Consider the following 13,030-nt stretch of genomic DNA (forward strand, 5'->3'; position numbering starts at 1 on the left):
AGGCAGTACTAAGCGACAGAGCAACAGACCCTAGGCCGGCGCCCGCACGAGGGGGCGCGGTACGGGGTCGACCGGAGGAGTCACGTGGCAGCCAGCGACCGGGCGGACAAGTCCTCCCGCGAGGAGGCCCTGCTGCGGGCCTCCCTCACCGCCATCGCCCCCGGCACCGCGCTGCGCGACGGCCTGGAGCGGGTGCTGCGGGCCAACACCGGCGGCCTGATCGTGCTCGGCTTCGACAAGACCGTCGAGTCGCTCTGCACCGGCGGCTTCGTGCTCGACGTCGAGTTCACCGCGACCCGGCTGCGTGAGCTGTGCAAGCTCGACGGCGCCGTGGTGCTGGACAAGGACATCACCAAGATCGTCCGGGCCGGCGTCCACCTGATGCCCGACTCCACCATCCCGACCGACGAGACCGGCACCCGGCACCGCACCGCCGAGCGGGTCAACCGGCAGACCGGTTTCCCGGTGGTCGCGGTCTCGCACTCGATGCGGCTGATCGCCATGTACGTCAACGGCACCCGCCGGGTGCTGGAGGACTCCACCACCGTGCTGTCCCGCGCCAACCAGGCGCTGGCCACCCTGGAGCGCTACAAGCTGCGCCTGGACGAGGTGGCCGGCACGCTCTCCGCGCTGGAGATCGAGGACCTGGTGACGGTCCGGGACGTCACCGCCGTCGCGCAGCGGCTGGAGATGGTCCGGCTGATCGCCACCGAGATCGCCGGCTACGTGCTGGAGCTCGGCATCGACGGCCGGCTGCTCTCGCTGCAGCTGGACGAGCTGATCGCGGGCGTGGAGCCGGAGCGCGAACTGGTCGCGCGGGACTACTTCCCGGAGCGCGCCGCCAAGAAGGGCCGGACCGTCACCGAGGTGCTGGCCGACCTGGAGGACCTCACCCACGCCGAGCTGCTCGACCTGCAGACGGTGGCCAAGGCGCTCGGCTACTCGGGCTCGCCGGAGTCGCTGGACTCGGCGGTCTCGCCGCGCGGCTACCGGCTGCTGGCCAAGATCCCGCGCCTGCCCAACACGGTGATAGAGCGCCTGGTGGAGCACTTCGGCGGCCTGCAGAAGCTGCTGGCCGCGAGCATCGACGACCTGCAGACGGTCGAGGGCGTCGGCGAGACCCGGGCCCGTTCGGTCCGCGAGGGCCTGTCCCGGCTCGCCGAGTCGTCCATCCTGGAGCGCTACGTCTGACCCGGCGGCCGACCCGACCCGACCCGATCCGACCCGATCCGGATCGGCCCCGCCCCGGACAGACCGAAGCCCGGACCGCCTGAGCGGTCCGGGCTTCGGTCTGTCCTGCCCCGGGTCGATGGTGAGGGCCGGTCAGTTCTCCAGGCGGATCGAGGAGCGGGCCGAGGCCTGCCCGCCGGAGAGGCCGGTGAGGTCGGCGACCACCAGGTAGGTGCCGGCCGGTGCGGTCGACGCGTCGGCGGTGGCGCACTGCGGCTTGCTGTGGACGCGGTCCCAGGTGAAGGTCTCGGTCAGCCCGCCGTTGGCCGGGAGCTGCACCCAGCTGCTGTTCCGGTCGGCCGGGCAGTCGCCGGAGGACCAGATGCGCTCGCCGTTGCTCGCGGTGACGGTGATCGCCGAGGCGGCCCGGCCCAGGTCCAGCCGGCAGGTGGTGCCGGAGGAGTTGTTGATGGTCAGCGCCAGCTTGGGCTTGTCCTTGGGCTGGTAGGCGTTCTGGGCGCCGGCCAGATTGAGCGTCACCTGCGAGGAGGCGCAGACCGGCAGGGCCATGATCTCGGCGGTGTTCACCGGGGGCGGGCCGCCGGTGCCGCCACCGCCGGTACCCCCACCGGTGCCTCCGCTCGCGCTGCCGCCGCCGGCCGCCGCACCGCCCGCCGCCGCACCGCCGGTCGCGGGTGCCGCGCCGCCGCCGGTCGTGCCGCCGGTGCTCAGGCTGACGTCGCCGCCGCCGGAGCCGCCCACCGCGCCGCCGGAGGAGCCGCCGCTGCTGCCGCTGCCGGGGCGGGAGTTGTTGACCGGGCCGGTCGGGGAGGCGCCCGGCGTGATCGCCTGGGCGGGTGACTGGCTCTGCGACTGGGTCGGTACGGCCTGCGCGGCCTTGTCCTTGCCGTCGCCACCTCCGCCCTGATCGGTCATCAGCCAGATGACGAGGGCGGCGACCGCGACGACGGCGACGAGCACGACGATGCGCCGACGCCAGTAGATCGAGGCCGGCAGCGGTCCTACGGGTTGACGCAGAGAGGGCACGCCCAAACTCTACGAGACAGTGTGTGCCCCTTGACGCACCAACACCGCACAGTCACCCCTTCCTTCACATGATCCGCCATTTGCGCCGTTCGAGGGAGGCTGAATGGGGTGTTTTGCGCCAACATGAGGAATCCCGTGGTCCGCTTCGGCTGTCGACCCGGGCATGGGAGGATCGAAGGGCCATGGCTGCCAACACCGTCACCCCCGTCACCCCCGCCGTCCCCGCCCCCGCGACCCCCGCCGAGGCGCCGAGGCTCGGGCTGCCGCTGCCCGTCCTGCACGAGACCGTCCTCGACTGGTACGCGGCCAACGCCCGCGACCTCCCCTGGCGCACCCCGGACGCCTCGCCCTGGGCTGTGATGGTCAGCGAGTTCATGCTCCAGCAGACCCCGGTCAAGCGCGTCCTGCCCGCCTGGGAGGCCTGGATGGAGCGCTGGCCGACCCCGGCCGAGCTGGCCGCCGAGGCGCCCGGCGAGGCCGTCCGGATGTGGGGCCGGCTCGGCTACCCGCGCCGGGCGCTGCGCCTGCACGCGGCCGCCGTGGCGATCGTCGAGGAGCACGACGGCGAGGTCCCGGACGACCACGCGACGCTGCTCTCGCTGCCCGGCGTCGGCGAGTACACCGCGGCGGCGGTGGCCTCCTTCGCCTTCCGCCGGCGGCACGTGGTGCTGGACACCAACGTCCGCCGGGTGTTCGCCCGCGCGGTGACCGGCGTGGAGTACCCGGCGCAGGCCACCACGGCGGCCGAGCGGCGGACGGCGACCGCCCTGCTGCCCGAGGCCGCCGGGACGGCCGCCACCTGGGCGGTGGCCGTGATGGAACTGGGCGCCCTGGTCTGCACGGCCCGCGGCCCGGAGTGCGGGGAGTGCCCGCTGTTCACCGCCTGCGCCTGGCAGCGGGCCGGCCGCCCGCCGTACGAGGGCCCGGCCCGGCGCGGCCAGTCCTACGAGGGCACCGACCGGCAGGTGCGCGGCAAGCTGCTCGCGGTGCTCCGCGAGACCCACGGCGAGGTGCCGCAGGCCCGGCTGGACGCGGTCTGGCCGGACGCCGTGCAGCGGGCCCGGGCGCTGGACGGCCTGGTCGCCGACGGCCTGGTCGAACCGGTCGAGCAGGGCGTTTACCGACTGCCCCGCTAGCCACACGCGTGGCCGCACGTACGAGGGCCCCCGTCCGCCGGTTCGGCGTACGGGGGCCCTCGGCGCGTTCCCGCGTCGGACCGTGACCGTCAGATCGCGACGGCCTCGATGTTGTCGGTCGCGGCGCCCTTCTTGCCCTTGCCGTCCTCGGCGTCCGCCGACGGCCCGCCGGCCCCGCGCAGCGGCACCTCGCGCATGAAGACCGCGGCGGCGACCGCGATCACCGCGACGGCGGCACCCCACAGGAAGACGGTGTGCATGCCGTTGGCCACCGCGTGGTGGTAGGCGTCCTGGACCGGGGCCGGCAGCGCTTTGAGCGCGGCCGGGCTCAGCTGCGCCGGGTCGCCGCCCTGCGAGCCGCCCGCGCCGGCGGCCGAACCGAGCCGCTCGTTCATGGTCGCGGTGACCCGGTTGTTGAACAGCGCGCCGAACAGCGCCACACCGAACGAGCCGCCGATGGTGCGGAACAGGGTGGCGGTGGAGCTGGCCACGCCCATGTCCTTGATCTCGACGCTGTTCTGCGCGACCAGCATGGTGATCTGCATCAGGAAGCCCATGCCGGCGCCGAGCACCACCATCCAGCAGGCGGAGACGAAGCCCGAGGTCCCGGTGCCGAGGGTGGAGAGCAGCAGCATGCCGGCGGTCATCACGATGGTGCCGATGATCGGGTAGATCCGGTACTTGCCGGTCTTGGTCACCGCCTGGCCGACCACCAGCGAGATCACCAGCATGCCGAACATCATCGGCATCAGCAGCAGGCCGGAGTTGGTCGCCGAGGCGCCCTGCACGGTCTGCTGGTAGAGCGGCAGGAAGACGGTCGAGCCGAACATCACGAAGCCGACCACGAAGCCGATGATCGAGACCAGGGTGAAGTTGAGGTTCCGGAACAGCGACAGCGGCAGCATCGGCTCCTGGACCCGCTGCTCGACGTAGCAGAAGCCGATCAGGGTGGCCGCGGCCAGCGCGGTCAGGCCCAGGATCTGCTTCGAGCCCCAGGCGTACTCCTGCCCGCCCCAGGTGGTGATCAGGGTGAGCGAGGTGATGCCGGTGGTGAGCAGCACCGCGCCGAGGTAGTCGATCCTGGCCTTGCTGCGGACCTTCGCGAGCTTCAGCGTGACGATCACGACGGCGAGCGCGACGGCGCCGAGCGGCAGGTTGATGTAGAAGGTCCAGCGCCAGTTCAGGTGGTCGGTGATGAAGCCGCCGACCAGCGGACCGCCGATGGTGGCGAGGGCCATCACCGCGGCGAACATGCCCTGGTACTTGCCGCGGTCGCGCGGCGGGACGAGCGCGCCCATGATCGACATGACGCCGACCATCAGACCGCCGGCGCCCAGGCCCTGCAGGGCGCGGAAGCCGATGAGCTGGTTCATGTCCTGGGAGAGGCCGGAGAGCGCCGAACCCACCAGGAAGATCACGATCGAGGTGAGGAAGGTGCCCTTGCGGCCGTACATGTCGCCGAGCTTGCCCCAGATCGGGGTGGAGGCGGCGGTGGCCAGGGTGTACGAGGTGACCACCCACGACAGGTGCTCGGCGCCGCCGAGCTCGCCGACGATGGTCGGCATCGCGGTGCCGACGATCAGGCCGTCGAGCATCGCGAGCAGCATGGTGATCACCAGGCCGATCATGACCAGGCGGATCTCGCGGGCCGAGCGGGGCTGCTCCTCCTCGGCCGGTTTCTTCTCGGGGGCGCCGGTGTCGGCCTTGGGGTGTGACATGGGTGGGTGTCTCCCGGACAGGATGTCGGGCGACCGGCGCGGCCTGCGACGGCCTCCTTACTTGTCGCCCGGCTAGTTTGTGGACCGTCGGCACGGTAGGTTGTTCACTAGCCGGTCGTCAAGCCAGTTTTTCGACAGGCGCCCTGGGCAGGAAGAATGAACGCAGGAGCGGTCGCCGCAGAGGTGTCCGCCACTGCGCCGCGGCGGCCGTCGGCCGACCGCGGGGACCGGATCACGACGCAGTCAGAGGCAGGCGATGGGCACGACGCACGGCCCCCGTAGCGACACCCGGGCGCGCATCGTCGCGGTCGCCCTGGAGCTCTTCTCCGAGCACGGCTACGAGCGCACCTCGCTGCGGGAGATCGCGGACCGCCTCGGTGTCACCAAGGCCGCGCTCTACTACCACTTCAAGACCAAGGAGGACATCGTCCAGGGTATCGTGGCGGCCACCGCCGCCCCGATCAACGAGCTGATCGCCTGGGGGCGCGAGCAGACCTGGACGCCCGAGGTGCGGGACGAGCTGATCCGCCGGTTCGCGGCCGGGATGTCCGAGCGGGCGCCCTTGCTCCGTTTCTTCCAGGAGAACCAGCCCGCGCTGCGCGACCTGCCGGCCGGGCAGGAGTTCCGGGACACCATGATCGCGCTGGTCCGGCTGATGCACGGCCCGGCGGCGAGCTTCGAGGACCGGCTGCGGGCGGCGATGTCCCTGTTCACCATCAACTCGGCGCTCTTCCTGCTCCAGCAGGACGAGCGGCCGGGGGCCGAGCGCCTGGTCGCCGGGGTGCCGGTGGCGGAGGCCACCCGCGAGGAGGCGATCGTGGCCGCCCAGCACGTCGCGCTGGAGATCTGCCGACTGATCGGCAGGCCCGCCCCGACGGACTGAGCGGCCCGAGCGGCCCGGGTGGGGGATCAGAAGTCGGAGACCCCGTGGCCGGACAGGTAGGCGATCGGGTTGATCACCGCGCCGTACTTGTTGGCCGAGCGGATCTCGAAGTGCAGGTGCGGCCCGGTCGAGTTGCCGGTGCTGCCGGAGCGGCCGATCTGCTGCCCGGCGGCGACGCGCTGGCCCGCCGAGACCGAGATCGAGGACATGTGGGCGTACTGGGCGTACCGGCCGTCCGCCAGCCGCAGCACGACCTCCTTGCCGTACGCGCCGTCCCAGCCGGCCGACACCACGGTGGCGTTGCCGACCGCGAGCAGCGGGGTGCCGGAGGAGACCGCGAAGTCCACACCGGTGTGGTAGCCGGCCGCGTAGTGGACGTTGCGCACGCCGTACGGGTTGCTGGTGGGCGCGCCCGGGACCGGTGCCGACCACTGCGGGGCAGGGGCAGGGGCAGGGGCAGGGGCAGGGGCGGGCGCGGGCGCGGGGGCCGGTTCCGGGGCGGGCGCGGGAGCGGCGGGCGCCTCCTGCGGAGCGGGCTGCGGCTCGGCGGCCGGCGCCTGCTCGGCGGCGGCCTGCTCGGGCACCAGGTTGGCCGCGACCGCCACGTACTGCTGGGCCGAGGCCCGCTCGGACGGCAGCGTGTACGAACTCGGACCCGCCACCTGGACCAGCGCCGAGACGGGCGTCGCCCCCTGCGGCACGGTGAACGCCGAGCTGCCGGGGGTGGTCGGGTCGACCGTCTGCGCCGAGGCGCTGCCCGAGGCCGCGAGCAGCAGCGCGCCGGTCAGCACGGCCGCACCGGCCGCGGCGGCGGTGGTGGAGTGGTTGCTGCGGCCGGTCTGCCGAAGGAAGGAGTCGGCGAGCCGGCACAGGGCCGGCCCCAGAGGCGGGACGGAAGGCATGGAGCTCGACCTCACGAACGTACGGGGGGCAGCACGCCGAGCCCGTTCGGGTGGGCTGAGCGAGGGACCACTCAGGTGTAACCGTCACCGAGCGGAGTCCCAAACCGTGTGACGTACTACGGCGCGTAGTCATCAGTGCGGCCGGAAACCGCAGTGTCGGAACGACGATCATGCGGTCGGATCGTCGGGTCATGGGTCGGCGGCCGGAGGGCGGCATTCGGCCGCACTACTACCCCCGCTCGTACCGGCCCGGCGGGTTGTGAGCAGCACCACCTGCGGGCCGGGTTTGAGACGCCCGCGGAGTGCCCGGACACGCCCGGACGCAAAGAATCCGGCCCGCCCCCGCAGGTGCGGGAGCGGGCCGGATCGGCTCAGCGGTGCCTGGTCAGGGACCGGGCGTCAGAGCTCGGTCGATCAGTTGTCGACCGGGCGGACGCGGATCCAGGTCTCCAGGTAGTTCGAGGACTCGTTCTCGACCTCGATGCTGGTGCCCGTCTTCGGGACGATGACGCTGCTGTACGGGTTGTCCTTCGACCAGTAGGACTTCAGGTCGGAGAACTCGTCGACGCCCTTGGCCTTCGGGACGACCGTCTCGACGCCGGCCCGGTGCAGGGTCAGGCCGTCGGTCTTGCGCGAGCCGAAGGTCGAGTCGTAGCCGTTGATGCGCGGGCGCATCAGCGTGCCGTCCTTCCACTTCAGCGGGGTCGGGTGCGAGTCGACCGGCAGGATCAGGCCCTGGCCCGGGTGGTTGGTGACGTTGTTGTCACTCTGCGACTCGTCCCAGTACCAGATCAGCAGACCGGGCTGGTACGGGTAGTGCTCGACCCAGAGCGGCTTGTCGGCGAAGCCGAAGTTGTACGGGCCGACCTTCAGGGTCCGGTCGTACGAGACGTACTGGCGGTTCTCCGCGATGTAGTACTGGTTGTAGTCGTTGCTGAACGAGCCGGTGGTGCGGGAGAAGCCCTTGGCGGTCCAGCCGTTGTCGCCGTTCTCGGCGCCGTCGGTGAAGACGGTGGCGCCGTCGGCGGTCACCGCGAGCTCGTCCAGCGCCAGGCCCTTGAGGTGCAGGCCGCCGTCGGTGACGTAGCGGAAGCGGACCTTGACGGCCTTGCCGGCGTAGGCGTCCAGCGGGAAGGCGAGGTCGCCCCAGTTGCCGCCCGAGTTGCCGGTCAGCGAGGCGTTGCCCGAGGGGTCCTTCGGCAGCGCGACACCGTTGTAGGTGCCGTCGAGGGCCTTCCAGCTGGTGCCGCCGTCGGTGGAGACCTCGGCGTAGCCGTAGTCGAAGTCCTGCTCGATGTCGTACCAGGCCTTGGCCGACAGGCTGGCCTTGGTCTTGCCGGTCAGGTCGACGTCACGGGTCAGCGAGACGTTCAGGTCGTCCGCGCTGCCGCTCCACCACTCGTTGGCGCCCGCGTAGGGCTTGTTGATGGTGGTGGTGACGGACTTCTTCGGCAGGTCGACGACCAGCGCCTGCGGGAGCTTGCTGTTGTACTCCGCCGGGCCGATGTGGTGGGTCGACTCGGTGCCGGCCTTGGCCTTGTCGAACTTCAGCCAGCCGAGCTTGAGCTTGCTCCAGGCGTCGAGGTCGTTCGGCATGTCGCCGATCGAGTTCTTGCCCTCGCCCAGCCAGGAACCGGAGGACATCAGGGACCAGAAGCCGACCGAGTTGTCGATGCCGCTGCCGGAGGTGTCGTAGAGGTCCGGCAGGCCGAGGTCGTGGCCGTACTCGTGGGCGAAGACACCGAGGCCGCCGTTCTCGGGCTGCATGGTGTAGTCGCCGACCCAGACACCGGTGTTGCCGACCGGGGTGCCGCCCAGCAGGTTGCTGGCCGGACCGGTGCTGCCGGCGCCGGTGCCGTAGACGTACGAGCGGTGGGCCCACAGGGCGTCAGTACCCTGCTTGCCGCCGCCCGCCGACTGGTCCTCACCGGCGTGCACGATCTGGAAGTGGTCGATGTAACCGTCCGGCTCGTTGAAGTTGCCGTTGTGGTTGTAGTCGTACCGGTCCCACTGGTCGTACTGCGCGATGGTGGCCTTGATCTGCTCGTCCGTCTGGCCCTTGGCCTTCTGGTCGGCGACCCAGGTGTCGATCGCGTCGCGGATCAGGTCCTGCGCGTTGGCGCAGACGTGCTGGCCGCAGTAGTCCGAGCCGTAGCGGGCCTCGTTCCACTTGACCTTCACCCAGTCGGTGACCTGCCCGTCCACCGAGTAGCGGCCCGAGGACTGCTTCTCGTAGTAGGTCTTCAGCGAGTCACCGGACTTGTTGAAGTACAGGTCCTGGTAGTGCTGCTGGTTGTAGTCGGCCTGCCAGAGGGTGGAGTTGTTGGTGGCAGCGTCCGGCTTCTCGATCTGGTTGCGCTGCGGACCGGGGGTACCGCCGTACTTGATCCGGCCGTCCGCGGTCTTGGTGGTGTTGTCGACCTCGTCACCGAACTCCACCAGGATGGTGAAGATCTTGTCCGTGCGCTCACGGGCGAGCTCGACGTACTTGTCCTTGCCCAGCTTGATGCTGGAGCCGCCGCCGTGCTGCTCGACCTTCGCGGTGCCGTCGAGAAGCTGCTGCGTGGCGGCCTTCTGCTCGGCCTCGACCTTCTCGGTCAGCGGGCCGGGCAGGTTGTGCTCGGTGCTGGTCTGAACGGCATCGGCCGGGTCCTGCGGAACGGGGGCGGAGCCGGCGGCAACGGCCGTGCTCGGGAGCAGCCCCGCGCCGAGCGCGGCTATGACCGCCGCGGACGAGGCGACCGCAGCGACTTTCCTGGTCATCTTCAACGTTGTGACGTCCTCCCCAAACCGTCCGGCTCTTGGCCTTCCGGTAAACCAATGAAAGACAGGTGGACGTCATTTGATCCAAGCGTGGACGGAAAAGATAGACCTTGACCGTGACATGGCCACAGCGCTATGCTCCGCGACCCCCTATCAGCTGACTGTCCGTCAATGGCATTGCCATTAAAGAGGGTCGCAGTTTCGGTCGCACCCGCACCGGCCCTCCGTCCGGCCCCCGACCTGGTCCTTCGTGGTCCGGGTCACGCCTTCGGCGGCGGTACGAAAAACGGTTTGGGCCCCCGGCGCGAACGCCGGGGGCCCAAACCGTTAGCTGTTATCTGTTAAATGTTGCTACTTCGTCAGGTCGGGACCCGAGGAGGCGACCGCCGCCGGAGTGTCCGCGATCGCGGTCTTCTCCTCGCCGCGGAAGGTGAACTTCGCTTCCTTGCCCTCGCCCTCGACGCCGACGACCACGATGTGGCCGGCCCGCAGCTCGCCGAAGAGGATCTTCTCGGAGAGGTGGTCCTCGATCTCGCGCTGGATGGTCCGGCGCAGCGGCCGGGCGCCCAGGATCGGGTCGTAGCCGCGCTTGGCCAGCAGCTTCTTGGCCTCGACGCTGAGCTCCAGGCCCATGTCCTTGTCCTTGAGCCGCTCGTCCACCTTGGCGATCATGAGGTCGACGATCTGGATGATGTCGTCCTCGGACAGCTGGTGGAAGACCACGATGTCGTCGACACGGTTCAGGAACTCGGGGCGGAAGTGCTGCTTGAGCTCCTCGCCGACCTTCGCCTTCATCCGCTCGTAGCCGGTCTGGCTGTCGCCCTGGGCCGCGAAGCCCAGGTTGAAGCCCTTGGAGATGTCCCGGGTGCCGAGGTTGGTCGTCATGATGATGACGGTGTTCTTGAAGTCGACCACGCGGCCCTGGGAGTCGGTCAGACGACCGTCCTCCAGGATCTGCAGCAGCGAGTTGAAGATGTCCGGGTGGGCCTTCTCCACCTCGTCGAAGAGGACGACGGAGAACGGCTTGCGGCGCACCTTCTCGGTGAGCTGGCCGCCCTCCTCGTAGCCGACGTAGCCGGGGGGCGAGCCGAAGAGCCGGGAGACGGTGTGCTTCTCCGAGAACTCCGACATGTCGAGGGCGATCAGCGCGTCCTCGTCGCCGAAGAGGAACTCGGCGAGCGTCTTGGACAGCTCGGTCTTACCGACACCGGACGGGCCGGCGAAGATGAACGAGCCGCCGGGGCGCTTCGGGTCCTTGAGGCCCGCACGGGTGCGCCGGATGGCCTGGGAGAGCGCCTTGATGGCGTCCTTCTGGCCGATGACGCGCTTGTGCAGCTCGTCCTCCATGCGCAGCAGCCGGGAGGTCTCCTCCTCGGTCAGCTTGAAGACCGGGATGCCGGTGGCGGTGGCCAGGACCTCGGCGATGAGCTCCTCGTCCACCTCCGCGACGACGTCCATGTCGCCGGCCTTCCACTCCTTCTCGCGCTTGGCCTTGGCCTGCAGGAGCTGCTTCTCGTCGTCGCGCAGGGACGCGGCCTTCTCGAAGTCCTGCGCGTCGATCGCGCTCTCCTTCTCGCGGCGCACGTCGGCGATCTTCTCGTCGAACTCGCGCAGGTCCGGCGGCGCGGTCATCCGGCGGATGCGCATCCGGGAGCCGGCCTCGTCGATGAGGTCGATGGCCTTGTCCGGCAGGAAGCGGTCCGAGATGTACCGGTCGGCCAGGGTGGCGGCGGCGACCAGGGCGGCGTCCGTGATGGAGACCCGGTGGTGGGCCTCGTAGCGGTCGCGCAGGCCCTTGAGGATCTCGATGGTGTGCGGCAGCGACGGCTCGGCGACCTGGATCGGCTGGAAGCGGCGCTCCAGCGCGGCGTCCTTCTCCAGGTGCTTGCGGTACTCGTCGAGCGTGGTGGCACCGATGGTCTGCAGCTCGCCGCGGGCCAGCATCGGCTTGAGGATCGAGGCGGCGTCGATGGCGCCCTCGGCGGCGCCCGCGCCGACCAGGGTGTGCAGCTCGTCGATGAACAGGATGATGTCGCCGCGGGTGCGGATCTCCTTGAGGACCTTCTTCAGGCGCTCCTCGAAGTCACCGCGGTAGCGGGAGCCGGCCACCAGGGCGCCCAGGTCCAGCGTGTAGAGCTGCTTGTCCTTGAGCGTCTCCGGGACCTCGCCCTTGACGATCGCCTGGGCCAGGCCCTCGACGACGGCGGTCTTGCCGACGCCGGGCTCACCGATCAGCACCGGGTTGTTCTTGGTGCGGCGGGACAGCACCTGCATGACCCGCTCGATCTCCTTCTCGCGCCCGATGACCGGGTCGAGCTTGGCCTCGCGGGCGGCCTGGGTGAGGTTGCGGCCGAACTGGTCCAGGACCAGCGAGGTCGACGGGGTGCCCTCGGCGGGCCCGCCGGCCGTGGCCGACTCCTTGCCGCCGGGGGTCTGGTAGCCGGAGAGCAGCTGGATGACCTGCTGGCGGACCCGGTTGAGGTCGGCGCCCAGCTTCACCAGGACCTGGGCGGCGACGCCCTCGCCCTCGCGGATCAGGCCGAGCAGGATGTGCTCGGTGCCGATGTAGTTGTGGCCGAGCTGCAGGGCCTCCCGGAGCGACAGCTCCAGGACCTTCTTCGCCCGGGGGGTGAAGGGAATGTGACCGGACGGGGCCTGCTGGCCCTGGCCGATGATCTCCTCGACCTGCTGGCGAACGGCCTCAAGAGAAATCCCGAGGCTCTCCAGGGCCTTAGCGGCGACACCCTCACCCTCGTGGATCAGACCCAGGAGGATGTGCTCGGTGCCGATGTAGTTGTGGTTGAGCATCCGGGCTTCTTCCTGAGCCAGGACGACAACCCGCCGCGCGCGGTCGGTGAACCTCTCGAACATCGTTTATCGCTCCTCAGAGCGGTCGGGCAGTTCGGGGTCCGTCCCCGCCCTGTCCTTCCGCATGCTAGTCCCGCTCAGCGGCGCGGCCCACGGATTCGCCCCCTTGAAGGGGAGCGACATACTGCGCGACCAGCCGACACCAATCCCAACCCGATGCTGGGAGACGGTGTTCCCGCACGCGGGCCGGATGCACCGGATACCGCTACGCCATCGGCGAACAACCTCCGCCGTGGCGCTGCCGGTGGGTGTCCGACCGGTCACGCGTCCTGCCCCGGGCGGAGTCCCGGACCCCGTCCCTCTGCATTCATACCCGGTATCGGGGTGGTTCTCGCGCAGTTTCCGCGGTGGCGGTGTTCGCCTGGCGAGAAGTCGGGCCGCCGCTGACGGTGGATCAGCCGCGGCCGGGACGGCCGGTGTGCGCCGCCCGGTGGCGTCCGCGTCGCCGCTTCGCCCTTACAGCCTTGCACAGGCCGTGACGCGGTGCGCCGCGGGGCGCGGAGGCAACCCTCCGCGCCCCGCGCGTCCGCCGTGGACGCCTCA

General features: G+C 70.4%; 8 protein-coding genes. 3 read left to right on the forward strand and 5 right to left on the reverse strand.

The window, feature by feature from the left end:
• Nucleotides 1–132: 132 nt before the first annotated feature.
• Nucleotides 133–1,191, forward strand: a complete 1,059-nt coding sequence (gene disA / locus ACFU9E_RS04170) for a DNA integrity scanning diadenylate cyclase DisA (RefSeq protein ID WP_380682789.1) — start codon at nt 133–135, stop codon at nt 1,189–1,191.
• Between the two features lie 132 nt (nt 1,192–1,323).
• Here the strand turns inward: disA and ACFU9E_RS04175 are convergent, their stop codons facing one another.
• Nucleotides 1,324–2,217 carry a hypothetical protein gene (locus ACFU9E_RS04175; protein WP_380690092.1) on the reverse strand — a complete coding sequence of 298 codons (894 nt, stop codon included), beginning with the start codon at nt 2,215–2,217 and terminating at the stop codon, nt 1,324–1,326.
• A 182-nt stretch (nt 2,218–2,399) separates the two neighbouring features.
• Between ACFU9E_RS04175 and ACFU9E_RS04180 the strand changes: the two genes are divergently transcribed.
• Nucleotides 2,400–3,353 (forward strand): A/G-specific adenine glycosylase, encoded by a 954-nt coding sequence (locus tag ACFU9E_RS04180; RefSeq protein ID WP_380690094.1) that lies wholly within the window; start codon nt 2,400–2,402, stop codon nt 3,351–3,353.
• An 89-nt stretch (nt 3,354–3,442) separates the two neighbouring features.
• Here ACFU9E_RS04180 and ACFU9E_RS04185 read toward each other — a convergent pair whose 3' ends face one another.
• Nucleotides 3,443–5,071 carry an MDR family MFS transporter gene (locus tag ACFU9E_RS04185; protein WP_380689332.1) on the reverse strand — a complete coding sequence of 543 codons (1,629 nt, stop codon included), beginning with the start codon at nt 5,069–5,071 and terminating at the stop codon, nt 3,443–3,445.
• Between the two features lie 256 nt (nt 5,072–5,327).
• Here ACFU9E_RS04185 and ACFU9E_RS04190 point away from each other — a divergent pair, with 256 nt between their 5' ends.
• Nucleotides 5,328–5,954: a TetR/AcrR family transcriptional regulator gene (locus ACFU9E_RS04190; RefSeq protein WP_380689334.1), complete on the forward strand. Its 627-nt coding sequence runs from the start codon at nt 5,328–5,330 to the stop codon at nt 5,952–5,954.
• Nucleotides 5,955–5,980: 26 nt separating this feature from the next.
• Here the strand turns inward: ACFU9E_RS04190 and ACFU9E_RS04195 are convergent, their stop codons facing one another.
• The 3 genes from ACFU9E_RS04195 to ACFU9E_RS04205 form a co-directional block, all read right to left on the reverse strand.
• Nucleotides 5,981–6,856, reverse strand: coding sequence for a M23 family metallopeptidase (locus ACFU9E_RS04195; protein WP_380689336.1), 876 nt, complete (start codon nt 6,854–6,856; stop codon nt 5,981–5,983).
• A 414-nt stretch (nt 6,857–7,270) separates the two neighbouring features.
• A complete protein-coding gene (locus tag ACFU9E_RS04200; RefSeq protein WP_380689867.1) occupies nt 7,271–9,619 on the reverse strand; it encodes an immune inhibitor A domain-containing protein in 2,349 nt (782 codons plus the stop codon).
• Nucleotides 9,620–9,970: 351 nt separating this feature from the next.
• A complete protein-coding gene (locus tag ACFU9E_RS04205; protein WP_380684349.1) occupies nt 9,971–12,490 on the reverse strand; it encodes an ATP-dependent Clp protease ATP-binding subunit in 2,520 nt (839 codons plus the stop codon).
• Nucleotides 12,491–13,030 lie beyond the last annotated feature (540 nt).

This window comes from Kitasatospora sp. NPDC057595, from assembly GCF_042800875.1.
Lineage (GTDB): Bacteria > Actinomycetota > Actinomycetes > Streptomycetales > Streptomycetaceae > Kitasatospora.